Source organism: Mesorhizobium sp. L103C131B0, assembly GCF_000502275.1.
Lineage (GTDB): Bacteria > Pseudomonadota > Alphaproteobacteria > Rhizobiales > Rhizobiaceae > Mesorhizobium.
This window is the reverse complement of record NZ_AYXC01000004.1, coordinates 19,233-44,897: the sequence shown is the minus strand read 5'-3', so window position 1 is coordinate 44,897 and position 25,665 is coordinate 19,233. Positions and strand designations below refer to the sequence as shown.

Sequence of the window (25,665 nt, the reverse complement as noted above, 5' to 3'; positions counted from 1 at the left end):
GGCTGCTGCGAGTAGAAGAAAGCTCCAACTTGCGAAAGCTGGGGGAGCTTGTCGAATGCCGGGGCGGGGTCGGCCCACGCCGTGGCATCGCGTCGGCGACTGTCACGTCCGAGATGTTTGGTTGGCATCTGTCAACGCACCTGAAAAGTAGCTTATTCGGCCGCATCCAGGGAGAGGCCTTCGGCCTGCAGCCTCCACATGCGGGCGAACAAGCGGCCATGGGCCCTGAGCTCCGCGGCGTTGCCATCTTCGACCACGCTACCACCGTTCATCACCAGGATGCGATCGAAGCTGGAAAGTGTAGAAAGGCGATGGGCGACCGCGATTACAGTTCGGTCCCGAAACATCTTGACCAGTGACGACTGGATCACCAATTCCGATTCGGTATCCAGTGCAGATGTTGCCTCGTCCAAAACAATCACAGGAGCAGCCTTGAGGAAAGCGCGGGCAATACCAATCCTCTGACGCTGCCCGCCCGAAAGCTTCACTCCCCGCTCGCCAACAAGCGTGTCGTACCCCTGAGGTAATCTCGCGATGAACGCTTCGCAGTGAGCAGCCCGCGCAGCGGCGTAAACCTCTTCATCGGTGGCCTCAGGACGTGCGAACCGAATGTTATCCATGACAGTGCGGTGAAACAGAAGAATTTCCTGCGGCACGACGGCCAGCGCTTCGCGAAGGCTATCCTGGGTGACCGAGGCAATCGGCTGACCATCGATCAGGATCTCGCCGCCCTGAACGTCGTAGAGCCGCTGCAGGAGGTGGACGAAGGTCGACTTGCCCGCGCCGGAGGGACCAACGATTCCGACCTTCTGGCCCGGGGGTATGGACAGGTTGAGGTTGTGGATCGCATCGACTTGAGTGCCGTAAGTGAATGACACCTTGCGGAACTCGATGGCCCCGCCACCCGGACGGATGGCCCGCGCATGAGGCAGGTCTACCACGGTCTGCGGCTGGCCGATGATGCGCAGCGTGTCTTCGATGAAGCCGAAATGCTGAACCATGTCCACGAGCGATAGCGCCATGTCGCGAGACCCGTGAAGGATGCGGAACGTCAAAGCGCTGACCAGGACGACGTCTCCGGGCGTGATTTCGCCCCGGCTCCATTGCCGGACGGCCCAGGCGAGCATGCCGCCGGCCATCACCCAAAGCGCGATGTCGTGGATGAGGCGCGCCTTTTCCGTATACATCCAGCTGTCGCGCTGTGCATCGGCTTCGGTTCGGAAGCTCGCGGCCAGCCTAGCGTGCTCGCGTGACCGGGCCGAGAATGCCTTCACCGACCACATGTTGGTGATGACATCGATCAGGCTGCCGCCGACCTCGTTGGCATAGGATGCATAAGTGCGGTGCAGGTGCCTTCCCCGTTCCCCGAACGCAAGCAGCCCGCCCATGATGACGACGACAGCGGAAGCCAGGGCCACGGCCATGCGCCAGTCGACGATCGTGAACACGATGACGGTACCGATGAAGTCAACGGCCGGCGGCGCAACCCGCCAGATGACGATGTTGGTCAGCGCTCCGAAATTGCCTGCGGTCGCGGTGACCCGCTGGCCAAGGGAGCCGGCGAGATTCTCGGCAAAGTACTTCATCGGCTGGCCGTTGAGGAAGTCAAACAGGTCGAGCCGCATCTGGACGCCGATCGCCAGCGTCGCCTTGCAACCGAGCCAGCCGCAGAGGCGCCAGAGGATGCTCTCAACCGCGATGAGGCTGATGAAGATGGCGAGCGCGGTCTGTGCGGCAGAGCCTTCGCGTGGTCCGGCCATCGCGTCGACCAGCACCTTCATCATGTACTGGATGGCGACGGCACAGGACGCTGCCGAGATCACCAGCACGGCCAGCACGACGAACCGCGGCAGCTGCCTGTGGACATAATGCCTTATGAACGCGGCCGACCCCTCCAGAAACGGAGGCAGCGGATTACCTGCTTGAGGCTTCAGATACCGCATAAGTCCCTCCGGCATATGTCCGTGACGTGAGTTCACGCTGAAGCGTCAGCAGTTTCCGGCTCTGCTCGGCCAATTCGTCCGCCATGCGCTGGCACACCGGGCGCCTGCCATGCTCTCCAATTGGACCGAGCAGGCCGACATCGCACATCCGACCATTCTCCCATCCGGGGTAGTCGATGATGGGGTAAAGGCAAATTCCCTCTAACTGGACGCCCCGCTGCATGACCTCGACAACTTCGGCGACGACATAGTGAAACCAGGAGGGCCTTGCCGTGCGCTCGGCGCCGGTTTCGGAAATCAAGACGGGCCGATTGTAGCGTTGTGCAACTTCCACAAGCATGTCGGCCAGCGGCTTGTATGCGTGATGTCCGAACGGGATTGTCGGGCCGTGCAGGACCCATTGATTGTCGGGATAGAAATTCACGCCGACGATATCGAGGTATTCGGGCCGGCCGCCCAACTCCGGTTCCTGAATCCCGGCAAGCATGTCGAGCGCTTCGAACTGATAGAGCCTGTAACGCTCCGCCTCGAGCTGATGCTCGACATCATGGGCATAGCCGACAACATTGATCAGCGGTTCCGCGGTGATGAAGCGGGCCCGGGAATCAACGCGCCGGATCGCGTCCATGGCGGCAATGGCGGCTCGTACCAGGATGCGCTTCAATTCGCCTCCAAGGCCGCTCGCGCACGGGTTGATCCGGCCGGTGTCGCCACCCGCCCATGACCAGTACGAAATTTCGTTCACCGGGCAGAAGTAGGGTACCGAACCGATCTCATCGTGAATGACCCTGGCGGCGGCTTCCGCGAACCGGGCGAAACGCTCCACGAACTCCGGTGAAAAGATGTCGATATGGTCGGGCCATCCGTAATGGCAGAGATCCCAGACAACCTGAGTGCCGGTGGCGTCGGCGGCGCGCAGCATCGGAAGAAAGCTCGACCAGTCGTAATTGCCGGGCTCTCTCTCGATAAGGTGCCAGCGCAGACCGTCACGGACGGTGCGGATACCACGACGCTGAAGTTCTAGGTAGTCCGTTTCCGATGCCTCGTCGTGGCAGGTGGCGCGAAGCAGGTCGAGGCGGACGCCATCTGCGCGACGATGGCTCGAGCACTCGAAGCCACCAAGGAAAAAGCTGTTAAACGCGGTCGGTTCTCTCATCTCGGCCTCTTGGATTTCTTTGTCGCTTCTCAGCTGCCCAAGGCAGCGGAGGTCTTGTTCCAGCGCACATCACACTCACGCAGGAAGCGGCCCAGGGCGCTTGCCAGGGAAGGCATGAGTTGACCCCGTTCACTGGCCAGCGCGGCGGGCGCGAGGTCCCCGGCGCCGCCATGATCCCGCAACACCAGTCGCGGATCGAGGCCGAGCGAATCGGCAACCTCTCTCGCCCATTCGTACCAGCTGACCGCGCCGTCATTGGCGAGGTGCCATAGTCCCGTCTCGCCATCGATCAACAGGTCGAGGGCGGCGTGGGCCAGGTCCGGAACGTAGGTGGGGGAGCAGACTGCGTCCGCCGGCAAGCGGAGCGCGCGGTCCACAGCGATTTCATCCAGGATCTGGGAAAGGGCGTCGCCGGTGTTCCACGGTCCGAACACGGCGCTGGTGCGGATTACCAGCGCACGGGGATGATGCTTCATCACCATCTCTTCGACTGTGGCGTTGAGGTTCCGGATCCCCGATACCGGGGTGACGGGGCAGCTCTCCACCAAACCGCCCGACAGGGTTTTGCCGACTAGCGCATCCGACGTCACCGTCATCAACGCCACGCCGGCCGCGGCACAGACGGTCGCCAGCACCGCTCCATCCGCTGGACCTTCGCCAGTCGCGTGCTGCCCGTCGAGGCGGCCGCCGGCGGGTTGCGCGCTCGCCAGGCGGATGAATGCCCATGGCCGGTGCTTGAGCAGCACGCGACGCACGGAATGCGGCTCCGTAATGTTGAGGTCATTCGCGTCAAGAGCAATGAACTCCAGGCCCCGGTGTGCAGCGATGCGGCAGAAGGCACCACCCAGTGCAGCGTCCTTGCACAGGATGAGCACTTTGCGGGCGTTGCCCTCGGCACCGAGTTCGGCCGTTGTTTCCGGAGGCGGCCGGAAGAACCGCGTGTCCCGGCGCCACCAGCCGGGACTGTCGAGAACCGGATGCGTCGGGCTCGCGCTGGAGGCCATCTGCCGCACTGCGCGTCCCAGCGCGGTCAAGCGCGGCGATGGGCTGCGGACGTCGAAGGCTCCCGCTTCATAGGCCCCGTCCTCGCGCATCAGCAGGCTGTTCCAGTCGACGCATCCGAACAGCGCCCAGACCGTGACGGCGGCGATGTTCTTGCCTTCGCCGGCGAGGCGGTTTGCGGCGCTCCAGACTTCGTTCAGCCAGCGAAGCTGTTCATCGCGACTGCAGCCGTGGTGAACCTCGGTAACGGCGACTGGCCGGTCGTATCGTGCACAGACCTCGCGCAAGCGCGGCTCAGGCCCCAATGATCCAAGCGGAAGATGCATCCTTACTGCGTCGAGATCGGCATAATGATGCCGGCCATTGCCGCCGACCAGGGCTCCGGCGGGTAGCTTGGAGCGGCGGTGGTCAAGGAAACGCTCGCTGGTCGGATAGTGGTTCACCCCCACAATATCGGGAGGGCAGGGCTCGTCGACGAAGGCCTGGAGCTCCTGCTCGGCAATCCCATGATCGATAAGCCGGGAGAACCAGGGGTGGCTACGATCCACGCGGCCGAACAGCAGGTCGAACGTAAGCCAGCGGCGTTCATTCTCATAGTCCGCCTGGTAACCAAGCAATGGCGTGCTGAACGTCTTGCCGAGATCCTCGGTCTGGACAAGGGCCGCATGCGGCGTCACCTCGCGGATCGCCCGCATCGCAAGCGCCACGCCGCGGCACTGATTGATCAGCGCCCGCGCGAAATCCGGCAGTCGGCGGCGGTGGGGATACCAATGTCCGTAAAGAGCGCTGAAACGGGCGGTTGTCAGCGGCTCGTTCACCGGCGTGAAGCGGCGGACCTCGGGGTAGAGTTCGGCGACACGCCGGGCATGCCGCGCCAGTAGCTCGGGAAAGGCTGGATCGAGCAAGTCTGTGTAGCGGGGGCCGCTGCCATGGTGAAGCAGTCCGGCGATGACGTCGATGCCGAGCTCCTTCAGCCGCGGCATGCGCTCGTCGTGCCAGGAGAAGTCGGCCGTTTCGATGTCGTCGGGCGAGATCGATTCCCAGAGCAGCGGGTAGCGGAGCGTTCTTATGCCCAGATCTCGAATACGGCCCAGGTCGGCCAGCCTGCCGGTATGCCCCGTCTCGGCAGTTTCGTCACGCCATCGGTTCCTTAGCCGAATGATGCTGCATTCGACTCCTCCCCAGATTTCAGGCGTCGCTAGCACGGTTCCGGTCTGCATGGTGCGGGCCGTCATTGCGTTGCTTGCAGAATGCCGCTCATCTTGGACACCGCCGTCTCAAGAGGAGCGCGGTTGGCGCCGGGGACTGAGGCTTCTATTCTCCGGAATGTGGCCAAGGCCTGGCCGACGACCTGGTCCATGTTGTAATAGCGGTAGGTCGCCAGTCTGCCGACAAACCAGACATCCTCGGTCGTCCTCGCCAGCGCCTCGTACTTCCTGTAGCGATCCGCATTCTCGGCGTTCGGCACGGGGTAATAGGGATCGCCTTCCGCCGTCGGATATTCGTAGGTCAAGCTGGTGCAGGGGTGCTGCTGGCCGGTGAGGTGCTTGTATTCGGTCACCCGCGTATAGTCGTGCTCCATCGGATAGTTGACGACGCCAACCGGCTGATGCCATTCCTGTTCCAGCGTCTTGTGCTCGAAGCGCAGCGAGCGATAGGGCAGCCGGCCGTAAAAGTAGCCGAAATACTCATCGACCGGCCCGGTGAAGATCAGGCGCCTGTAGGCGAACTCTTCCCGCATCTGCGAATAATCGGTCTTGAGCATGACCTGAATGTTCGGGTGGTCGAGCATGCGCTCGAACATCCGGGTATAGCCGGCGGCAGGCATGTACTGGAGTTTGTCAGTGAAATAGCGGTCGTCGCGATTGGTCCGGGTCGGGACGCGCGCAGTGACGGATTTGTCCAGGACGGACGGATCTACTCCCCACTGCTTGCGTGTGTAACCCCGGAAGAATTTCTCGTAGAGTTCACGTCCGACACGGCTCACCACCACGTCCTCCGACGTGCGGATATCCTCGACCGGCTCGGCGCGTGCCGCGAGCCATCCTTCGAGCTGCTCCGGCGTCAGATCCAGCCCGTAAAGGGTGTTGATGGTGTCGAGATTGATCGGGATCGGCACCAGCTTCTTGTCAACTTCGGCCAGGACCCTGTGTTCATACGGACGCCATTGCGTGAATTGCGACAGATGATCGAATACCTGCCTGGAGTTGGTATGGAAGATGTGGGGTCCATACTTGTGGATCAGCAGGCCGGCTTCATTGTAGCAGTCAAATGCGTTGCCGCCGATATGCGGGCGCCGGTCGACCACAAGGACCCGGTCTCCCCTCTGGGAGGCCAGCCGCTCGGCGAGCACACTGCCGGCGAAGCCGGCGCCGACGACCAGCCAATCAAACATAGCTGCTCTCCGATGCCTGAATTGCATGGTGACCGGACGTGCGTCGGTCACGGGTTTCGCAGATCAGCGACAGCATGCCTTCCCAGGTAGAGCTCCAGGACATGCCGGACAGGTGTCGATCCACCTTGCGGAGCCAGCCATCCTTCGGGCGCGCCAGCAGATGTTCCGCACGTTCTATGAACCTGGCCGCATCGTCCGCGATTTCGACCAGGCCGAGCTGTCCGTAGGGCCTAACCACATCGCGGACCGAGGTCGAAATCACCGGCACGCCGGCGGCGAGAAATTCCGGGGTCTTGGTCGGGCTGATGAACTTCGTCGATTTGTTCCTGGCGAAGGGCATTATACCCACGTCCCATCCAGACAGATAATGGGGAAGCTGCTTGTAATCCCTGCCGCCCAGCCAGTGGATATTCGGCCGGCGCGGAAGGTCCGCCGCGTCGATCTTGACCACCGGCCCGATCATCACGAACTGCCAGTCCGGCCGCAAGGCCGCCATGCGGTTCACCAGCTCCAAATCCATGCGCTCGTCTATAACGCCGAAGAAACCAAGCTTGGGGCCGGCGATCTCGTCCTGGTCGAGAGACGGCGGGTTGGGATGACGGGCCTTGCCGAAATGGGCCTTGTCGATGCTGCTCGGGAATGGGTGGATGTTGCGATGCCGATGCTGCTTGGCTTCATAAAGGCTCTGGCCACCCGTGAAGACAACATGGGCCCGCCTGAAAAGTTCGCGCTCAAGCGCCATCATCCGAGGCGGAGCGCCACGGAAGCTCGAAAGCTCATCCATGTTGTCGTAGATGCAGAGCTCAGCCGAAAGATGCCTGCTGAAGGGCAGCGCCATGGGCGTATAATACCACAGCAGTGCCGGCGCTCTTTCGAGGCCGTCGACCAGTCCGTCGACCAGCTCGCGCTGCGCACGCGTGATCTGCGGCCCGTTAAAATGTCTTGGGATGTGCGGCACCACGACCGTTATCCCACCAGCGACCGTATGGCACTTGCGGTAGCAAGTGGTTTCTTCTGTTAATATCGGATCTTCGACAAAAAATACATCATAGTACTGACTTGCGTGGGTGAGAATGTGCTGAGGCCTTTGGAACACAAAATTCCACCTCAGATGCGAGAAACACAACAAGCTTCTACGGGTTTTCTGCCCATAGCTCTTTTTACGCTGAGAATTGATTTTCATTTTGTCCTGCGGTGGGTCTTAAGAGTTTAAATCTAAAGCCTAACCTCGCCGCCATGGGGTTGTTCCCGCAGGGTGCAGAAAATGACGACCGGGCCAAAAATGCTGCCTGGGTCTGCGGTGGCGCACTGCGGCTCAGGCTCGCCTCGGCCCCGCTGTGCGCTTCATGCATTTTAAATCGCAGCGCAGAATTCGTTGCCAACGCTTGCGCAACCTGCCTCTTCCAGGTTGAAAAGGCCTCAGCAGAACCCGAGCGAAGACGAAAAGATGGCAGGGTAAGAGTCCTGGGTAAAAAAGGTTGGCGCCGCTCAGAGTTCGGTGTTGCTTCGGCCTATTTCGAAGACAGGGACGTCTTTCTCGTGGCAAGATCCACTCAGCCCTGAGAACCGCTCTTGCTTAGTTGCTGGGCATGTTTGAAATGCTGCCGGATGACGGGCGCGGTCTTTTTCGCATGGGCCGCCAGATGTTTTGCCTGACCGTTTTCCGCATAGGAGGTCATCAGCGTCAGGGCTTCCTGGTGCGCTGCCACCTGGGCGTCGATATAGGCGTTATCGAACGCCCCGCTGCTGTCGTTGCTCAAGGCTTCCAATTGGGCAGCATGCTTGCTTGTCATCTCCGGTGCCACTGCGACGCCGTCCTTCTTTGCCGCCGCAATGAGCCGCTTGGAAGAAGTCGTGTGGTCCTTGATCATCATGCGAGCGAATTCCTTCACTCGTGATGTCTTCGATTTCCGCAGCGCCAACTCACTCGACTGGATCTCGAACATGTCTGAACTCGCAGCTNGCATGCGAGCGAATTCCTTCACTCGTGATGTCTTCGATTTCCGCAGCGCCAACTCACTCGACTGGATCTCGAACATGTCTGAACTCGCAGCTGCTTCGACAAATTCCTGCGGGGACGTCGTCGCGGTCTGAGCCATTGCCCCCGGGCTGATGAGACCGATGGCGATCGCAGCGAAAAGCGCTTTGACGAAATGCATGTTGTGCTCCTTCAATATTGTACTGACTGGCCGCCCAACACGGCCGAGCTGCCGTTGTTCCCCTTTTTTGTGACAATAAATACGGGGGGGCAGGCGTAAGGGAAAAGACCCCGAACGGCTCCGGCTCGGGGCTTTGGCCGGCCAGTCGCTGGAACATAGCGCCGTTGTTTCTTAATGCCGGTATGTCGATAAACTACGTTCCCGATCATCTTAGTTAGGTGAGCAAGCTGCAAAAACGGTCGGCGGTGGGGACGTGGTTGATCCATTGTTCCCTGCAGACGAGACTATCCGTCCGACTTCAGCGCTAAGGTGATGTCGCTTGCCCATGTTCACGCTTGCGGCGCCTGTTTGGCGGATGTCCAAGCCTCCAACCGACTTGTGGTACCGACCCTGGAAAGCGCGATTGGAAAGTTGACCCAGGCGGATGGCGCCGTGGCCGTCCTGGATAGCGCGGCCATGCACCAGTTCAAATAGTTGGCCAGGGCGGTGGTCTCGCTCAATGACCTCATCCCATATGGATAAGCAGCAGTCGTCCCGACGCCGGATACTTCCAGAAACGCTGATTGTCCCGTTTCCCTGCTTGTCCTTCTTGGTCTGTTTTCAGGTCGACCCATCGCTTTCGTCAGGGTAGCGGTTTGCGGCGTGGTCCTGATGCTGCTCGGTCTGGATCGCTTTGCTGTCGAGCCCTCTCTGGTGTGAGTGTTGTTTCTTGTCACGGTTGGACAGAATCGCGTTCTCCGGAACGAAATTGTCGGGAAGCGTCGTCATCGCGCCCGAGCCATCGCGTTTGCCTTGCGATCCCGCCCCCATGAATTTCTTGCTGCCTCTGCCGGTCGCCATTTTCATCTCCTGTCGTCAAGCGTGGTTGAGAAGCCATGGTCCTGCTGGGGCTCGGCTCCTGCCAACCGAACCCTGCTGCGTGCCCAATGTTCCAAGGATTGGCAGCCCCCTATTTTGTCATGAGAGTCATTGGGCGCGAGTTTCCCAACAGAGCAATAGGTTGTGAAGCTGGCCCTGTACGAGTCGCATGTGACGGGTTCTATGGAGCAGTCCAGTTCAGCTTGCCGTGTTCGAATGCAAGAGTGGACAGCGGCCGGGGCACCGGCACCGGCAAATCGGCGGCTTGATCCAAGGCCTGCAGCATGTCCGCCCTTCCGTCAGCCCAGCGTTCGCGGATTGAGCCCGTTGTAAAGTCGAGCATCTTCAGCGCTGTTTCGTGCCGGCCTCCATCATAGGCCAGATAGAGCAGTATCGTTGATGCCAGGTCCGCTTGCGGACTGAGGCTCTGACGGAGTTCGTACTCCCTGGTCAATGACTGGATTGCGTGGCGAGACTCACAAGTGAAGACGATATCCTGAGCGCGTCGCGCGGCGTCTCCGGTTGAGCGAGGCCGGTCGCCGTTTGCCGGCAGCAGATCGAGCGCGATGCAGAAAGCGTCTGACTTCGGCGGTTCTCCCAAAGCGAGACGGACCGGCAAATTGGCCGATAATCCACCATCGACAAGCCAGCGTCCGCCGATCTCAATGGGGTTGAAGAGAACGGGCATCGCGGCGCTGGCCCGCAGGCAGTCAGGACTGATCGCCTCGCGCGTGGTGTCAAAGACCACATCCGAGCCATTCTCGACGTCTACCGGTCAATATCGTCAGCGGCGGATCTGCTTTGTTCAGAAGGTCGAAGTCGACCAACTCGCAAAGGGTCTCGCGTGTAGCACAGGTGTCGAGAATGCTGACCGCTGGCCGTGCCGGACCGGAGATCGGCCACGCGGCAAACATCTCAGGCCCGAAGAGTCCTGGCCTCCCGCTCACGATCGTCTGCAGAGCTGCCAACGATTTTTCCAACCGCCGCCATGCCTGGCTTGACCACACACCAGCTTGCAAACCGACGGTCGTCTGTTCGGCTTTTGCCCAAAAGGCACGAAGGCGGTTCAGCCGATCTCCTGGCCGATTGCCGGCGATGATCGCGCCGGTAATTGCTCCGATAGAGCTGCCGACGATGCGCTTGGGCTGGTGGCCCCTCGCCGCAAGCGCTTCGTACGCTCCGGCGTGATAGGCGCCAAGTGCATTGCCGCCTGACAGTACAAGAACGAGATTATCTGATATGATCATAGAAGATCTCCAGCTGTCATGCCGACCGGCGGCCCCGCCTCGTCCATGCACATATTCGGGTCGCGCGTTCCCGTCTTTCCACTACTATCCCGACGCTTGCACGAAGCGTCCTCGCGACCACTATGCTGCACGAGCCATCTCCGAGCCTGTCTCGTCGAGAACGCGACTAATCGACCGGGCCTGACCGCAATTGCCGCCACCAACTCCGCAAGCTCCGTCCGTATGCTCGAAAGCTGCCAGGTTCCTGACAACCGCATCACGGGTCAACACGACAGAGTCCCCTCCGGGAGTTCAGCTGTCGCCTCGTCCGGAAAATTCGCTACACCTCAGTGCGAAGCTAAAGTTACGGATGTGGAAGCGAGCCTCCAAATTGCGCCCACAACCGTTTGCACTCTCGCGCTCGGAGGCTAGGAGTGCCACGCACGCCAAAGACCGTCGCACGCCAAACATTCACCCCAGAGACACGCCTCGGTGATCACGTAGCCGTGGGTCTCAACTGTTGCCGCCCTTCTTGGCTGCATTGTGCGAATGATGACTGTCCTTTTCACCGCCACCCCCTGAAACTCGGCTTTGAGATCGACGGTCTTCGTCCGCCGGGGGCTTGTTGACCTGTAAGTGTTTTCTGGCGTTCTCGTGCGATGCGCCTGGCCCGCCCTGCCGGATCGTGTTCGGGTGTTTCTTCGATGTGGACATGATCACCGATCCTGCTGATAACCCTGATGGGTCGTATTGACCTTGGTGTTGGCTTGCTGCCCCTGGCGCTCCGGATCCGGCGCTCCGTGAGTGCCGTGCTGGGCATCATCGTGGTTAACCTGTCGACCTTCTCCCGAGCCTTTTTGGCTCTGGTTTGCAGGCGGTACAGGCGGCATTTTGCTAGACATCTTGCATCTCCTTGCGTTGGGAATCGTGACTCAAAACCGTGATCTTCGGGGGAAGTTCCGTCGAGCGGGTCAGCACGAGAGCTTTTGCGGGGTAGGCACCTAATTTCCAAGCGGTTGCAAGGGTCGAGGACAGGCAACCCTTTAGGAGGCCCGCATCGCCCGCCCGAACCTCCGCGGAGCCTTCTTGTTTCTGCCATTTCCGAGTGCTTCCCGCGCCGGCTCCGCTGTTGGCTTGCAGGGTCCGACGATTTTGCCGCAAACATCCGTCGCGGAATTGAAGTCTTCGGCAAGGGAACCTACTCGCTCGATCAAGGTTCGGTGTGCGCAAAGAGTGGAGATAGAAATGGCTGACGAAAATGGACCGTCCGGGCGTGAAGCGGACACCGAAGAGAGGATCCGAGCCCGCGCCCACCAGATATGGAATGATGCTGGGCAACCCGACGGAAGACATGAGGAGCATTGGGAGCAGGCAACCCGGGAAATCCGGGCCGAGAGCAACATGCAAGCCGACGAGGGCAGCGCACGGCCAAGCGGCCATACGGGAGTCGCGACAGGCCTGCAGCCGGGAGGCACCATTCCGGCCAACACGCCTGGTGCAACGGTAGGAAGCATCGGAACGGGTGGCGGGAGTACTGCCGGCAACCCCACAGGGTCCGCCAAGAAAGGTCCACGCCGCTAGCAGTCGATCTGGTCTGAACGCGCAGGCGAACAACGCCAAGACAGATCGCGGCAGCAGCCTCTGGTCCGATCCGCCTGCGGCTGACGGCAACTAACGGAGATGGGTCATGGCCACAGTCCAGGACGAAGATATACGCGTACCGCCGCGAAACCTGAAGCTTGGTGGCCGCATCGCCATCGTCACCGGGTCAGACTCGGGTATCGGACGCGCCATTGCCGAAGGCTTGGCGCTGGAGGGGGCGGACGTGGCGGTGACGTTTCACAATGATGAAGACGGAGCTCAGGCCACCGCCCGCCAGGTCGAATCCTCTGGACGTCGCGCCCTTGTGCAGCGCCTGGACGTTCGCGACGAAGGGAGCGTGGCCGATCTTTTCCAGGCTGTCGACCGGACGCTGGGAACGCCGCATATACTGGTCAACAATGCCGGGACCGGATCGAGCGGCTCGCCTCTAGCCGAGACGACGACGGAAGCCTGGGACACGGTGATCAAGACCGATCTGTATGGACCTTTCTTCTGCTCCCGCGAATTCGTGCGCCGGCGTCAAGCCGCGGGGGGGACAGGCAAGATCATCAACATCACCTCCGTCCACGAAGCCATTCCGAGCCCCAGGAACGCGGCGTACGGTGCTGCCAAGGGCGGCCTCCTAACGCTGACGCGCAGCCTGGCGTTGGAGGTCGCTGACCTCAAGATCGGCGTCAACGCCATTGCTCCCGGGCTGATCCGCACGCCCATGACGATGGCGCGCACAGACGATCCGGAAAAGCGGGCGCAGGAAATGCCGCACATTCCATGGCGCCGGCCCGGCGAGCCTTGGGAGGTCGCCAGGCTGGCGCTCTACCTGGCGTCGGACGATTCCGACTATGTTACCGGCCAGAGTTTCACCATCGACGGCGGGTTGGAAATGAACTGGGGGCAGGGCGCATGACGCGCCTGACGCCTGGGGATGTGGCATGAGATGTGCCCTTCGGCGCAGCCGTGCCGGAACCCGCGAGCACGCGCTGTCACCTCGTTGCCGGCTCCCGAACTTACAGGAGTAGAAACAATGGTCGCTTTCGTGCACGCTGATGACGTCGATTGGGCTGTGTTCCGTGCCCCTGGGCAGGACGCATCCCACGCTGTCCGCTGGAAGTTGTTGCTGTCGGCGGATCAGGTCGCCAGTCGAGGCATGACGACCGGCTTGGCGGAGGTCGGACCAGGACAGGTTTTGCCGGCTCACCGCCACGACCAGGACGAGACCTATTACGCGCTGGAAGGCATGGGTCTGTGCAAAGTCGATGGGGTCGAATATCGGCTGGGTGCCGGAGACACGCTGTTCATTCCGGGTGGCGCTACGCACTCGGTCCGCAGTGACAACCTTGCCCCGTTCAGGTTCCTGTTCAGTTTCGCTGCGGATAATATGAGAGACGTCCATTATCATTTCGAACGCGAGTCGGACGTCACTGCTGGCGAACTCCAACAATCGGCCTCACGCCGGACGGAAACCGATCCGGCCCTCAACAATCCAGACGCCACGCCCGGGAGCGGCATGCTGCCCGAAATTGGCGGCAGCGACCTGAACATGCAGCCGAGCAGCTGAGACAACCGCGCTCAAAGTGCCAGACCAGCTTTTTCGTCGCGCTGGGGAACACGCGCCGAGCTTCGAAGTTCTGTCGGCTGGCATCTCCCGGTGCCACATAGGATGCTGGCTTCACAACAGCATTCCGGCCCGCCTCGGCTTCCCTCCCCGAGGCGGGCTTTTGATTGCATGATCGTCGGAGCGCGGTGAACTTTATCCGGCTTTGCATGAGCAGGTCGATCACGGACCAGGGCCATTGTCGCGCCCATTCCCGCAAAGGTCCTATCACCCCCCGGCTCCTGCTGGGTTCGTCGCCAAGGAACTTAGTAGCGGGGTTGCAGTTCGGGCTGAGGGACTTTGAGCCTACAGGGAGACTATGCCCGTACGATCATCAGGCACTAAACTGCCCCCGTCGGGCATCTGGCGGAGCTCCGCCGCCGCGCTGCTCCTGTTGTTCTGCCTCAGTCTCGCCGCATGCTGGGCAGCGCTTGCGGGGGATACCAACACCGCCCTGGTCAACTGGGCTAAGGCGAAGACGCTTTTTATCGAGCAGCTCGACCGCGCGCCACGATCGGTTGATGCGCGGTTCAATGAGCCGACCCTGATCCGGCGCCCGGTGCCATCGGTCATTGCACCATCGGCCAACGAACGCGAGCGCAACGCAGCCACCATCGAGTTGTACGCGCAAACCTATGGCGTTCCATCGCTGAGGAGTTTTCTCTGGACGGGTGTCGAATCCGGCAACCCTTTGACCCGCGACGAAAGCTACCGATGGGATTCCCTGGACGACCAGGGTCTTTTCGATCATGAGCGGCGACGTGTGCTCGCTGCCCGCCTGCTCGATCTCGGGATCGTGAATGTCAGGCTGGGCCTGTCGAACCACCTGATCGATCCGGAACGGGAGGAGACCTGGCTGGCGCACGATCGGCTGATCGACGACCTCGACCGCGCGGGCATACGGGTCAGTCTGGACCTGCACCATTTCGGCATCGAGGACCGGTTCCGTGTCGTCGGACCGGACGGTCGCACCAACGGACCCGCCAGCTATTATCTCAACCCGGACTGGCCTGGCTATTTCGCTGCCTTTGCGCGCGCCGCGGTCAAGCGCTACGGCCCGAAGGTTAAGGCGGTGACCTTGATCAACGAGCCGGAAACGACCATCGGCTTCAACAGTGAGATGTGGCACGGGGCGTTCCCGCGCTGGCAAAGCCCGTTGCACACCACCTACTATATCGAACGCGCCGTGCAGGTGGCCAAGGCCGCCGTGAGCGCGCGGCTTGCCATCGAGGAGGAACTGGCGCCGAGCAGACGACGCATTCTCTACATCCATCCGGAAGCGGCGGTCTTCAAGCCCGAGTGGGACGAGTTCAACCGGCACATACGCTTTTTCGGCAGCGATCTGATCCTCGGAGAGGACTGGCTGCTCGATACGGATTTCGACAGGCTGGCGCTGATGACCCCGGCCGAGCACCTCGCGAAATGGGACGCGACCCCGCCCGCGTCACGTACCTCCCTCGACTGGGCCATCAAGCGCTATCTCGACGGCAGCCCGGCGACCGGCCGGTCGCTGCCGGATAGCCTTCAAAGGGTTTTGCACATGCTGAAGGAGGTCCAGGAGCTGCATCAGGAACTGGACAGGGCGTTCAAGGTGACGATGAAGACGGACACCGTGTTCGGCATCGATTACTACGCTCACAACGAGGATTTCGACACGAAGGGGAAACACCTCAGCTCGGAGCCCCAATATTACGTCGGCGAGGTCAATTCAGGCGCGCGGGAGGGTCTGCAGGCGGTGATCGCCGCCTATTACAATCGGTATCGCCTGCCGATGATGATCACCGAAACGGGAACGCCCTATTTCCACTACGGCGCGCGCTGGCATCAGGAGATGCTGCTCGAGTGCGCCGCGGCCGCATCCGCCGGCGTGCCGCTGCTGGCCTATTCGATCTATCCGCTGCTCGACAGCTGGGGGTGGGAAACAGCCCTGTCGGTGCCCCGGCCGCAAACCCTCCTCAACCCCTCCGGCATTTTCACGCTGGCTCTTGAACCACGACCGTTTGCCCCGCGTCTCTTGACGTCGCTGAAGGCTGGTTTCCAGCCCTGAGCGCAGCCTGGCGAGCCCTGCATGGACGCGCTGATCTCAGCGCGCCCGGGCCACATGCCGCCAGGGTTTCGGCAACTCTGTCAGGCTGCGCCGGCCTCTTTGCTGCGCGGCGAGCCGGCACGGTCGCCCGCTGCGGCAGTCCCTCCGGGAAAGCTGCTTCGATCGCTGTAGCTTGCTACCGCTCGGAGAGTGGCGCGCGGATGACGGCGGAGCACGATGCTGCCCAGTGCGCCGTGCCGGTTCGAATTGCGGAGCCGACCGCACGGGGGCACGCGCCTTAGGTCCGGCCCAGGCGAGTGGCCTCGGAGGTCCTATGGATGGTCGATCGTGAAGTGCATTCTGCCGTAGTGGAACAACGGCCTGGACGAGAAGTTAGGCGAGCTCCCGAGGAGCGCCCGCATGGCAGAGAATTCCGTCCGAAATTTCAACATTAATTTCGGCCCCCAACATCCTGCCGCACATGGTGTGCTTCGTCTGGTTCTTGAGCTCGATGGGGAGGTCGTGGACCGCGTCGACCCCCATATAGGCCTGCTGCATCGCGGCACGGAGAAACTGATCGAAACCAAGACTTACCTTCAGGCCCTGCCTTACTTCGACCGCCTCGACTACGTGGCACCTATGTGTCAGGAGCATGCTTGGTGTCTCGCAATCGAAAAACTGACGGGCCTGACGGTGCCGCGGCGCGGGCAGCTGATCAGGGTTCTCTACAGTGAAATCTCGCGGATAATGTCGCATCTGCTGAATGTGACAACTCAGGCCATGGACGTGGGCGCACTGACGCCGCCGTTATGGGGCTTTGTTGAACGCGAAAAGCTGATGGTCTTCTACGAGCGGGCGAGTGGCTCGCGCATGCATGCCGCATATTTCCGGCCAGGCGGCGTGCACCAGGATCTTCCGCCAGAGTTGGTCGCCGACATCGGGGACTGGATCGACCCGTTTCTCAAGACCGTGCATGACCTTGACAGGTTGCTGACCGACAACCGCATCTTCAAGCTGCGCAATGTCGACATCGGGCGGATCTCGCAGGATGAAGCCTGGGGCTGGGGCTTTTCCGGCGTGATGGTGCGCGGATCGGGTGCTGCCTGGGATTTGCGCAAGGCCCAGCCATACGAGTGCTATGCAGAAATGGACTTCGATATCCCCGTAGGCAAAAACGGCGATTGCTACGACCGCTATCTCGTGCGCATGGAGGAGATGCGCCAGTCGGCCAAGATCATACGACAATGCATCGACCTGTTGACCAGGGAGGGGCCTGGGCCTGTTTCCAATCCTGACGGCAAGGTCGTTCCTCCCAAACGAGCAGCCATGAAGCGATCGATGGAAGCATTGATCCATCACTTCAAACTGTACACGGAGGGTTTTCGGCTGCCAGCCGGCGAGGTTTACGTCGCTGTGGAAGCACCGAAAGGGGAATTTGGCGTCTATCTCGTGGCGGATGGCACAAACAAGCCGTACCGATGCAAGCTGCGGGCTCCAAGCTTCGCCCATCTGCAGGCGATGGACCAGCTTTGCCGCGGCCATTTGCTCGCCGACGTCACAGCCGTCCTTGGATCATTGGACATCGTCCTGGGTGACGTGGATCGTTAGCTGGCGAGGCGCGCTCCCAGGCCATGCTCTTCAAATCGCGGCACATCGGGCTGCGCCACTCTCTGCGGTGGTCCTTGGTATGGAGAGCCATACTTCACTTCGCGCGGAGTCACTTGGCCTGAGCGCCATAGGATTTGAGTTACCCATGGAACAGGAGCGATGCTCGCATGTTCGGAGTTTGAGGGCTTGAACAAGAAGGCGCATCACGATGGAACTTTCGAACAATCATCAGCCTTTCCCGGAAAAGGGGCTGATTTCGGACCTGCACGCGACCGCGCTGAAAATTTCCCGGATGACCTCTCGATGTATGGAGAATGGAGAGCTGTCCGATGACGCGCTTTGCGTTGTCAGTAAACTTGGGCAGCGCGCGAAGGATGCGATCGAAGCCATTCGCGAAGTGCATCAGAGAGTTTGATGAACGAGCACAAAGGCACCGAGGCGAGCCGGGCGCCGTCCGCCTCCGGACAGTGTGTTCTTTAGCGTCCACTTGGGGGAGCAGGGCAGGTTGGCGGTGATTGATAATCGCAGAGCAAAAGGAAATCCAGGCGGCGCGCGAGGCCGGCCGAGCGACACGGCCAGGGCCTTGGCGAGAAAGTATGGCCTTCCTGTCGCCAAAGCGCGCGAACTCCTCGAAACTTTCGGTGACAATCAAGAAGCGGTTGAGCGCGAGGCCAAAGCTCTTTGGGTAGGCAAGCAGGCTCTTGGTGAGCCCAAACCTTGATCAGCGAGCAACTGAGACGTGCTGCAGAAGCGGAAGCCAGGGACTATTTTCTCCAAAACAGCGCTCGTTGCTGTCGCGGTGATCTGTGCATTGATCCTGTTGGTGTTTTTGTTGGGGCTGCAATTGTCTGATCCCGACGGGCATGCCCTCATCCTGCCCGGTTCTGGCAATCCTCCCCAGTAGTTTCGCGCAGGGCATCTTGGATGCTTGCCAGCCCTGTCTCCAGACAGACCAGAGCGTGACGAGGTATTCGCGCGTTCAGTCGCCTCGGCTGCGAATGCTCAGGGATGCGAGGCGGCGGCCGGTGCTTGCGCTTGCGACCTACAAGAAACACGTCCGTGGAACATCCCCGTCTTCGCTTGGTTGGGCGGAGTGGTTAACAGGAGACGACGAACATGACCTCTGATGTGGACACCCGCCTCTTGGAAGAGAAACTGCCCAAGCAGCAGCAGGAGATCCCAGGCGAGACGGACGCAATGTCTCCGCGGCCTGATCACGGGGAGCACAGTTACAAGGGAAGCGGCAAGCTCGAAGGCCGAACGGCGATCATTACTGGTGGAGACTCCGGCATCGGTCGCGCAGTGGCCATCGCTTTTGCCAGGGAGGGTGCCGACGTCGTCGTGTCGTACCTGAATGAACACGAGGACGCGCGCGAGACGGCCGACTGGGTTGAGAAAGCGGGGAGGCGTGCCGTTCTTGTCCCCGGCGACGTCGGGAACGAAAGGCATTGCGTCGACATAATCGAGACGGCTATGCGGCAGTTGGGACACGTCGACATCCTGGTCAACAACGCTGCCCATCAGGCCACGCTTGACGATATTGCGGATCTCTCCGCGGAAGAGCTGGATCAAACGTTCAGGACGAACATCTACAGCCAGTTCTTTCTGTCGAAAGCGGCATTGCGGCACATGGGCAATGGCGCCAGCATCATCAACACGACATCGATCCAGGCAGCCGATCCGTCCCCACAACTGCTGGCCTACGCCGCCACCAAGGGAGCCATCGTGAACCTGACAAAGGGACTGTCCAAAATGGTCGCCAAGCGCGGCGTCCGAGTCAACGCCGTTGCCCCCGGACCCGTCTGGACACCGCTGATCCCTTCGACAATGCCAGCAGAGAAAGTGGCGGAATTCGGTCGCAACACGCCCATCGGGCGCCCCGCCCATCCGGCCGAGTTGGCGGCCACCTATGTTCTGCTTGCCTCAGCCGACGCAAGCTACATCACCGGAGCCGTGATCGCGGTCACCGGTGGCCGACTCATGTAGACGGTGCAGCCCCCCGCTAGCCCTGCCACCACGATCCTGAGCCAGGGGGGCGCCCTCCAGTGTCTGCAGGGGCGTCTTCCGCCAAAGATGGTGGCGTCGCCGATTTTCGTTTTGAGATTTCTTCAGCCAAGAGCGCCCAGGCCCGGCTCAGGACAACTTCCGAAGCAGCTTCTTCACCCGGTCGCATCTCGACCGTGATCACGACTTCAGCCATCTGCCCTGGTCCAGTTTCCACTCGAACGTGCGGGCGCTCGCCAGCTGCCGGGTGGTCGACTTCGCTTCGGCCAGTCATCAACGCAATGCCCAGCTTCTAAACAACGCGCCGGGATCGGGCTCCGCTTCCATTGTGAAATCCGACAGATGAGCTACCGCTTGGCAATTGGCGAGTTGCCTTGCGGCGCCCTGGGCGATCGTAATCGCTTCGCCTTCAGTGACGTTCTCACCAACCGGAGCGGTGACCGACACGCGGACTGAATCTAGGTCAAAGACGAGCGTTGCTTTTCGCTGTGCCACGGTGCGTTTTTCCCTTCTTCCGGCGTCTCGTGCGCCTGCCGCTTTCGAACGTGGCAATGCCTGAAATGTTCCGTGATTGCGGCGGACGCAGCGGCAGCCTGTGCGCATGGAACATTCGAGCCGGTGCCAAGTTCGGCAGGTCTCGAACCTCTCGACAAGAGACCAAGATGAGTCTTGCACCTGCTGGGCAACGTCGCTCGCCATCTACCTCCGCCAAGCGTCACGCGCTCGCCCCGCAGCTTCTGCCAGCCGGCGGCATGGTTTGCCTGCCGGTGACTGCTTGATGCTGAACGTGGACGTCGACAAGCTTCATGCCGAGCAGGACACGGCGCTCAACCGACTGAGAGCATTGGCGCAGGACCGCATCGCCATTGAGGGCATTTCTGCCGAGATCGACGGTGGACGCTTTGCGGCGAAGGCAATTGCGGGGACGCCTTTCCTTGTCGAGGCCGATATTTTCGGCGACGGCCATGACATCATCGACGCTGCCATCCAGTGGTGCAAACGCGGCGGTCATGACTGGTCGGAAGCACCTTTGAGCTTCACAGAAAATGACCGGTGGCAGGGCGTCGTCACCTTTGGCGATATTGGACCTTGGCAGATTTCGCTTATCGCCTGGCGCGATCTCTTTTCCACATGGCGCAGGGACACCAAGAAGAAGATTGCCGCTGGTCAGCCAGTTTCCCTTGAGTTGGAGGAAGGCCGTCAACTCGTCGAGGCAGCGCAAAGCGCGGCCAAAACCCACCCGGGTCTGGCAGAGCTTTGTGGTCAGCTCGCTGCAGCAACCCGTGACAACGAGCTCGCCGAGATTTTGCTGTCGCCCCGGACCGGGCACCAGATGAAGGCGGCCGGGCCAAGAACCAACCTCAGCCGCTCGCATCACGTGATCGATGTTTGGGTCGACAGGCCAGCGGCGGCGTTCAGTGCCTGGTATGAATTGATGCCGCGTTCCCAAACGAGCGACCCGTCGCGCCACGGCACACTGGCCGACGTGATCGAACGCCTGCGTTATGTCCGCGATCTGGGCTTCGACGTGCTATACTTCCCGCCGATCCACCCGATCGGCCTGACCAACCGGAAAGGTCCCAACAACACGTTGGCTGCCGGCCCGTCCGACCCCGGCAGTCCCTACGCCATCGGTTCGGAGGAGGGCGGACACGACGCAATTCATCCCGAACTTGGAACGCTTGCCGATTTTGACCGCCTGGTGAGCGTCGCTAGCGAGCTGGGACTCGAAATTGCACTGGATTTTGCGATCCAGTGTTCACCCGATCACCCCTGGATCAAGCAGCATCCGGAATGGTTCGACTGGCGACCCGACGGAAGCCTGAAATTCGCCGAGAACCCTCCCAAGAAATACGAAGACATCGTCAACGTCCATTTCTACCGCGGTGCGATACCTGGCCTTTGGTATCAACTGCGAGATGTCGTGCTGTTTTGGATCAGCCATGGCGTCAGGATCTTTCGGGTGGACAATCCGCACACCAAACCATTTCCGTTCTGGGAGTGGTTGATCGGCGAGGTTCGCGCAATTGAGCCCGCAACGATCTTTCTGGCCGAGGCATTCACCAGGCCCAAGGTGATGATGCGCCTGGCCAAGCTCGGCTTCAGTCAGTCCTACTCCTACTTCACCTGGCGCAACACCAAACGCGAGTTGGAGGACTATCTGAGCGAACTCACAGCTGGCGACGCTCGCAATGTGATGAGGCCGAACTTCTTTGCCAACACACCCGACATCAATCCTCTTTATCTTCAGCAAAGTGGCAGGCCAGGATTTCGCACGCGCCTTGTGCTGGCAGCGACGCTGGCTGGAAACTACGGGATCTATAACGGCTTCGAGATTTGCGAGGCCGCCGCTGTTCCAGGCAAGGAAGAATATCTCCACTCGGAGAAGTACCAGATCCGCGTCTGGGACATGGATCAACCAGGAAACATCCGCGATGACATCGTCCTGATCAACCGATTGCGCCGCGAGCATCCAGCCCTACGCGCGTTTGGATCCTTGCGCTTCTACCATGCCTGGAATGACAACATTCTTTACTACGGGAAGAGCGACAGAGCGGCGAACAGCTTTCTGCTGTTCCATGTCAACCTCGATCCCTACCAGCCGCAAGAAGCCGACTTTGAAGTGCCGCTTTGGGAGTTCGGCCTGGCCGACGAAGCCTCGATAGAGGTGGAAGACCTGCTGCACGGGAACCACTTCACCTGGCATGGCAAGCGGCACCGGATCCGGCTCGAACCGCACGAGCGGCCATACGCGATCTGGCGCCTTTATCCGCCTGGAGCGCCGCGATCATGATACGCACTCCCCATCACTCGGGCGCCACGATCGACCGGTCGCAACCTGACTGGTACAAGGACGCCATCATCTATCAGGTCCATGTCAAGGCATTCCAGGACTCCGACAATGACGGCGTCGGCGATTTTGCCGGCCTCATGCAGCGTCTGGATCACGTACAGGAACTTGGGGCGACGGCGATCTGGCTGCTGCCGTTCTACCCGTCCCCGCTGCTCGATGACGGCTACGATATCGCCGACTTCAAAACCGTAAATCCCAGCTACGGGACGATGTCGCAATTCCGCGCCTTCGTTGCCGAGGCGCATCGGCGAGGTCTGCGGGTCATCACCGAATTGGTCATCAATCATACGTCCGACCAGCACCCGTGGTTCCAGCGGGCAAGGCATTCCAAGCCGGGCTCGGCGGCGCGGGATTTCTACGTCTGGAGCGAGACGGACACGAAGTTCCCCGAAACCCGCATCATCTTCCTGGACACCGAGAAGTCGAATTGGACATGGGACCCCGTCGCTGGAGCCTTCTATTGGCACCGCTTCTACTCTCATCAGCCGGATCTTAACTTCGATAATCCGCGCGTGTTGCGCGAAGTTCTCAAAACCATGCACTTCTGGCTGGAGATGGGCGTGGACGGCCTGCGCCTGGACGCCATTCCTTATCTGGTCGAGCGCGAGGGCACCAACAATGAGAACCTGCCGGAGACCCATGACGTCCTGAAGAAAATCCGCGCCGAACTCGATGCCCACTATCCTGACCGCATGCTGCTGGCCGAAGCCAACCAGTGGCCCGAGGACACACGCCCGTATTTCGGCGAGGGCGACGAGTGCCACATGGCCTTCAACTTCCCCCTCATGCCACGCATGTACATGGCGGTTGCGCAAGAGGATCGCCATCCCATCACCGACATCGTCCGGCAAACGCCTGATATACCCGCGATCTGTCAGTGGGGCATCTTCCTGCGCAACCATGATGAGTTGACGTTGGAGATGGTCACCGACAGCGAGCGGGATTATCTGTGGCGAACTTATGCCGAGGACGGAAGGGCTCGTATCAACCTCGGTATACGCCGGCGCCTTGCGCCCTTGATGCAGAACGACCGGCGCAAGATCGAGCTGATGAATTCATTGCTTCTATCGATGCCCGGCACCCCCATCATCTATTATGGGGATGAGATCGGAATGGGTGACAACTACTATCTTGGCGACCGCGACGGCGTTCGAACGCCCATGCAGTGGTCCTCCGACCGCAATGCCGGTTTTTCCCGGGCAAATCCGCAGCAGCTTTATCTTCCCGTAGTCATGGATCCCACCTACGGCTATCAGTCCATAAACGTTGAAACCCAGAGCCGGGACAAGTCCTCGCTTCTCAACTGGATGCGCAGGATGGTCGAGGTGCGCAAGCAGCACACCGCCTTCGGCCGCGGGTCAATGACGCTTCTCTATCCGCGAAACCGCAAGATCGTTGCCTATGTGCGAGAGCATGCAGGCGAGAAAATCCTCTGTGCGGCCAATCTCTCGCAAGCGGCGCAAGCGGTTGAACTGGACCTGTCGCCCTGGAAGGGGACCGTTCCCATCGAGATGAAGGGGCTGGCGGCGTTTCCCCCGGTGGGCGAGCTTCCTTACCTGCTCACATTGGCGGGCTATGGCTTCTTTTGGTTTCGCCTTTCCGAAGAGAGCACCGCGCCGAAATGGCATCTGGAGGTTCCCGATGTCATGCCGGAACTTGTAACGCTGACCACCCGCACCGGTCGTGTGGATTCAGCCGTGGCAGGACGCGATGCCCGCCAATTTGACGGGAAGGTCCTGCCCGAATTCCTTGGGCTGCAGCGCTGGTTCGGAGCCAAAGACAGAAAGGTGCAACGCATCACGCTGCAGCCGCTGGCTACATTCGAGGATGGCCAGCATTTGCTGAGCACCATAGACGTGGAATTCGATCACGGCCCCCAGCAGCGGTATCTCCTGCCATTGAGCGCGCGCTGGGGCGAGGACAACCTGGCATTCGGCGCACCAAAACTCTCTTACACGATTGCCAAGCTGCGCCGCGGCCCCAAGGTTGGCGCCTTGGTAGATGGCGCCTTCGATGAGGGCCTCGCGACATGCCTGCTCGACATGCTGCGCGCCCAGAAAACGGTCGAGGCTGCCGACGGCGACATCGCCTTCATGCCGGGCGAGATGATGGAGGGTCTGGCTCCGGTCGGCCAGCCGCATTGGCTTGGCGTGGAACAAAGCAATGTCTCGGTGGCCTTCGGCGACACGGTCATCCTCAAGGTCTACCGCCGGCTGAGAGCAGGGGTCCAGCCCGATGTGGAGGTTGCACGATTCCTTACAGAAGTAGCCCATTTTGAAAACACCCCTGCCTATCTCGGGCGCATCGAGCATCGACCTGCAGCCGGGGAGGCTACCACGATTGCGGCCGCCTTTGCCTTCGTCCGCAATCAAGGCGACGCCTGGGATGCTGTTACCACGGGGCTACGGCGAGATGCCGGGGACCGGGCATTGGCCGATCATGATGCAGATGTGCAGGGCGCCATGTCGTCATTTCCGTTGCCGCTGGCCCTGGGAGAAGTTCTTGGGCAGCGGGCGGCGGAACTTCACAGGGCGCTTGCGGCTGAAACGGATGATCCAGCTTTCAAGATCGAGCCAGTAACCGCCGCTGACCTGGAGGACTGGGTTGCCGTTACCGGCAAAGAGGTCGAGGCTATGATGGCTCATTTGAGTGCCAGCCTGGACTCGCTTACCGACGAGCCCGCCGAGATGGCAAAAGCGGCGCTGGACCTGGGCGAGCGACTGCATCAGCATCTGAGGATGGTGTCGCGCATGCGGCCTTCCGGTTTTCGCTCCCGCATCCATGGCGACTTTCATTTGGGGCAGGTGTTGATTGTTAAAAACGACGTCTTCATCATTGACTTCGAAGGGGAGCCGCGGCGATCGCTTGACGAAAGGCGCGGCAAGTTTTCACCATTGCGAGACGTGGCAGGGATGCTGCGGTCGCTCGACTACGCCGCTGCAGCGGCAAGCCGCGACGGTGAGGGGATCCAGGCAGCGTCAAGCGACGCGATCATTGCCCGGGCACGGCAATGGCGCGATGCTACTCAGGCCGATTTCCTCGGTGCCTATTTCCGCCACATCGCTGGCTGTCCGACGGTGCCAGATGACCGCGCGGAAGCTGACGCGCTCCTCCGCCTGTTCCTGATCCAGAAGGCTGCTTACGAGGTCGACTACGAACTCGCAAACCGACCGGCATGGGTCGGGATCGCACTGCACGGGCTTCTGGAACTCATCGGCCAGGAGCCGTGATCTTGCCATTC

At 60.9% G+C, this 25,665-nt stretch carries 23 protein-coding genes; 11 read left to right on the top strand and 12 right to left on the bottom strand.

Going from position 1 to position 25,665, the window contains the following annotated elements:
• Positions 1 to 152: 152 nt before the first annotated feature.
• The 11 genes from X730_RS154810 to X730_RS1000000166025 all read right to left on the bottom strand — a co-directional run bounded on the left by X730_RS154810 (position 153) and on the right by X730_RS1000000166025 (position 11,641).
• Positions 153 to 1,943: an ABC transporter ATP-binding protein gene (locus X730_RS154810; protein ID WP_023826050.1), complete on the bottom strand. Its 1,791-nt coding sequence runs from the start codon at positions 1,941 to 1,943 to the stop codon at positions 153 to 155.
• Positions 1,915 to 3,099, bottom strand: coding sequence for a hypothetical protein (locus X730_RS154815; RefSeq protein ID WP_023826049.1), 1,185 nt, complete (start codon positions 3,097 to 3,099; stop codon positions 1,915 to 1,917). Before X730_RS154815 ends, X730_RS154810 begins: the two co-directional genes overlap by 29 nt.
• Before the next feature lie 29 nt (positions 3,100 to 3,128).
• The gene (locus X730_RS154820) at positions 3,129 to 5,336 is read right to left on the bottom strand and encodes a sugar nucleotide-binding protein (protein WP_023826048.1); all 2,208 of its coding nucleotides are present in this window, start codon (positions 5,334 to 5,336) and stop codon (positions 3,129 to 3,131) included.
• Positions 5,333 to 6,496 carry a UDP-galactopyranose mutase gene (gene glf, locus X730_RS154825; RefSeq protein ID WP_023826047.1) on the bottom strand — a complete coding sequence of 388 codons (1,164 nt, stop codon included), beginning with the start codon at positions 6,494 to 6,496 and terminating at the stop codon, positions 5,333 to 5,335. The genes X730_RS154820 and glf overlap by 4 nt, the downstream gene beginning before the upstream one ends.
• Positions 6,489 to 7,679: a glycosyltransferase family 1 protein gene (locus X730_RS154830; protein ID WP_031196775.1), complete on the bottom strand. Its 1,191-nt coding sequence runs from the start codon at positions 7,677 to 7,679 to the stop codon at positions 6,489 to 6,491. The genes glf and X730_RS154830 overlap by 8 nt, the downstream gene beginning before the upstream one ends.
• 370 nt (positions 7,680 to 8,049) lie before the next feature.
• Entirely contained in the window at positions 8,050 to 8,655 is a 606-nt protein-coding gene (locus X730_RS0133515; protein ID WP_023826045.1) for a DUF4142 domain-containing protein, read from the bottom strand.
• A gap of 600 nt (positions 8,656 to 9,255) precedes the next feature.
• A complete protein-coding gene (locus tag X730_RS154835) occupies positions 9,256 to 9,495 on the bottom strand; it encodes a hypothetical protein (protein WP_023826043.1) in 240 nt (79 codons plus the stop codon).
• A gap of 199 nt (positions 9,496 to 9,694) precedes the next feature.
• Complete coding sequence (locus X730_RS1000000165255) at positions 9,695 to 10,261, bottom strand: patatin-like phospholipase family protein (protein ID WP_050588088.1); 567 nt, start codon at positions 10,259 to 10,261, stop codon at positions 9,695 to 9,697.
• Positions 10,251 to 10,760 carry a patatin-like phospholipase family protein gene (locus X730_RS1000000165250; RefSeq protein ID WP_050588087.1) on the bottom strand — a complete coding sequence of 170 codons (510 nt, stop codon included), beginning with the start codon at positions 10,758 to 10,760 and terminating at the stop codon, positions 10,251 to 10,253. The genes X730_RS1000000165255 and X730_RS1000000165250 overlap by 11 nt, the downstream gene beginning before the upstream one ends.
• A 492-nt stretch (positions 10,761 to 11,252) precedes the next feature.
• Entirely contained in the window at positions 11,253 to 11,453 is a 201-nt protein-coding gene (locus tag X730_RS1000000166030) for a hypothetical protein (RefSeq protein ID WP_081731545.1), read from the bottom strand.
• Positions 11,454 to 11,455: 2 nt separating this feature from the next.
• Positions 11,456 to 11,641: a hypothetical protein gene (locus X730_RS1000000166025; protein ID WP_081731544.1), complete on the bottom strand. Its 186-nt coding sequence runs from the start codon at positions 11,639 to 11,641 to the stop codon at positions 11,456 to 11,458.
• A gap of 343 nt (positions 11,642 to 11,984) precedes the next feature.
• Here X730_RS1000000166025 and X730_RS1000000169085 point away from each other — a divergent pair, with 343 nt between their 5' ends.
• From X730_RS1000000169085 to X730_RS154865, 9 genes are all read left to right on the top strand, one after another.
• Positions 11,985 to 12,320, top strand: a complete 336-nt coding sequence (locus tag X730_RS1000000169085) for a DUF2934 domain-containing protein (protein WP_081731552.1) — start codon at positions 11,985 to 11,987, stop codon at positions 12,318 to 12,320.
• Positions 12,321 to 12,426: 106 nt separating this feature from the next.
• Complete coding sequence (locus X730_RS154845) at positions 12,427 to 13,245, top strand: SDR family oxidoreductase (protein WP_196814811.1); 819 nt, start codon at positions 12,427 to 12,429, stop codon at positions 13,243 to 13,245.
• A 117-nt stretch (positions 13,246 to 13,362) separates the two neighbouring features.
• On the top strand, positions 13,363 to 13,896 hold the full coding sequence (locus X730_RS1000000165245) for a dimethylsulfonioproprionate lyase family protein (protein WP_023826040.1): 534 nt from the start codon (positions 13,363 to 13,365) through the stop codon (positions 13,894 to 13,896).
• Positions 13,897 to 14,251: 355 nt separating this feature from the next.
• Complete coding sequence (locus X730_RS154850; protein WP_155922430.1) at positions 14,252 to 15,979, top strand: hypothetical protein; 1,728 nt, start codon at positions 14,252 to 14,254, stop codon at positions 15,977 to 15,979.
• Between the two features lie 399 nt (positions 15,980 to 16,378).
• A complete protein-coding gene (locus X730_RS154855) occupies positions 16,379 to 17,566 on the top strand; it encodes an NADH-quinone oxidoreductase subunit D (protein WP_023826038.1) in 1,188 nt (395 codons plus the stop codon).
• A 208-nt stretch (positions 17,567 to 17,774) separates the two neighbouring features.
• Complete coding sequence (locus X730_RS154860; protein WP_023826037.1) at positions 17,775 to 17,981, top strand: hypothetical protein; 207 nt, start codon at positions 17,775 to 17,777, stop codon at positions 17,979 to 17,981.
• 90 nt (positions 17,982 to 18,071) lie between these two features.
• Entirely contained in the window at positions 18,072 to 18,287 is a 216-nt protein-coding gene (locus X730_RS1000000167470; protein WP_155922429.1) for a hypothetical protein, read from the top strand.
• Between the two features lie 18 nt (positions 18,288 to 18,305).
• Positions 18,306 to 18,470: a hypothetical protein gene (locus tag X730_RS1000000167465; protein WP_155922428.1), complete on the top strand. Its 165-nt coding sequence runs from the start codon at positions 18,306 to 18,308 to the stop codon at positions 18,468 to 18,470.
• Positions 18,471 to 18,682: 212 nt separating this feature from the next.
• The gene (locus tag X730_RS154865) at positions 18,683 to 19,552 is read left to right on the top strand and encodes an SDR family oxidoreductase (protein WP_023826036.1); all 870 of its coding nucleotides are present in this window, start codon (positions 18,683 to 18,685) and stop codon (positions 19,550 to 19,552) included.
• 291 nt (positions 19,553 to 19,843) lie between these two features.
• Here the strand turns inward: X730_RS154865 and X730_RS1000000167460 are convergent, their stop codons facing one another.
• Positions 19,844 to 20,269, bottom strand: coding sequence for a hypothetical protein (locus tag X730_RS1000000167460; protein WP_155922427.1), 426 nt, complete (start codon positions 20,267 to 20,269; stop codon positions 19,844 to 19,846).
• 79 nt (positions 20,270 to 20,348) lie between these two features.
• Between X730_RS1000000167460 and X730_RS154870 the strand changes: the two genes are divergently transcribed.
• Together X730_RS154870 and treS are read left to right on the top strand one after the other, a co-directional pair.
• Positions 20,349 to 22,364: an alpha-1,4-glucan--maltose-1-phosphate maltosyltransferase gene (locus X730_RS154870; protein ID WP_081731542.1), complete on the top strand. Its 2,016-nt coding sequence runs from the start codon at positions 20,349 to 20,351 to the stop codon at positions 22,362 to 22,364.
• A complete protein-coding gene (gene treS / locus X730_RS154875) occupies positions 22,361 to 25,654 on the top strand; it encodes a maltose alpha-D-glucosyltransferase (protein WP_031196767.1) in 3,294 nt (1,097 codons plus the stop codon). Before X730_RS154870 ends, treS begins: the two co-directional genes overlap by 4 nt.
• The last annotated feature ends 11 nt before the right edge of the window (positions 25,655 to 25,665 follow it).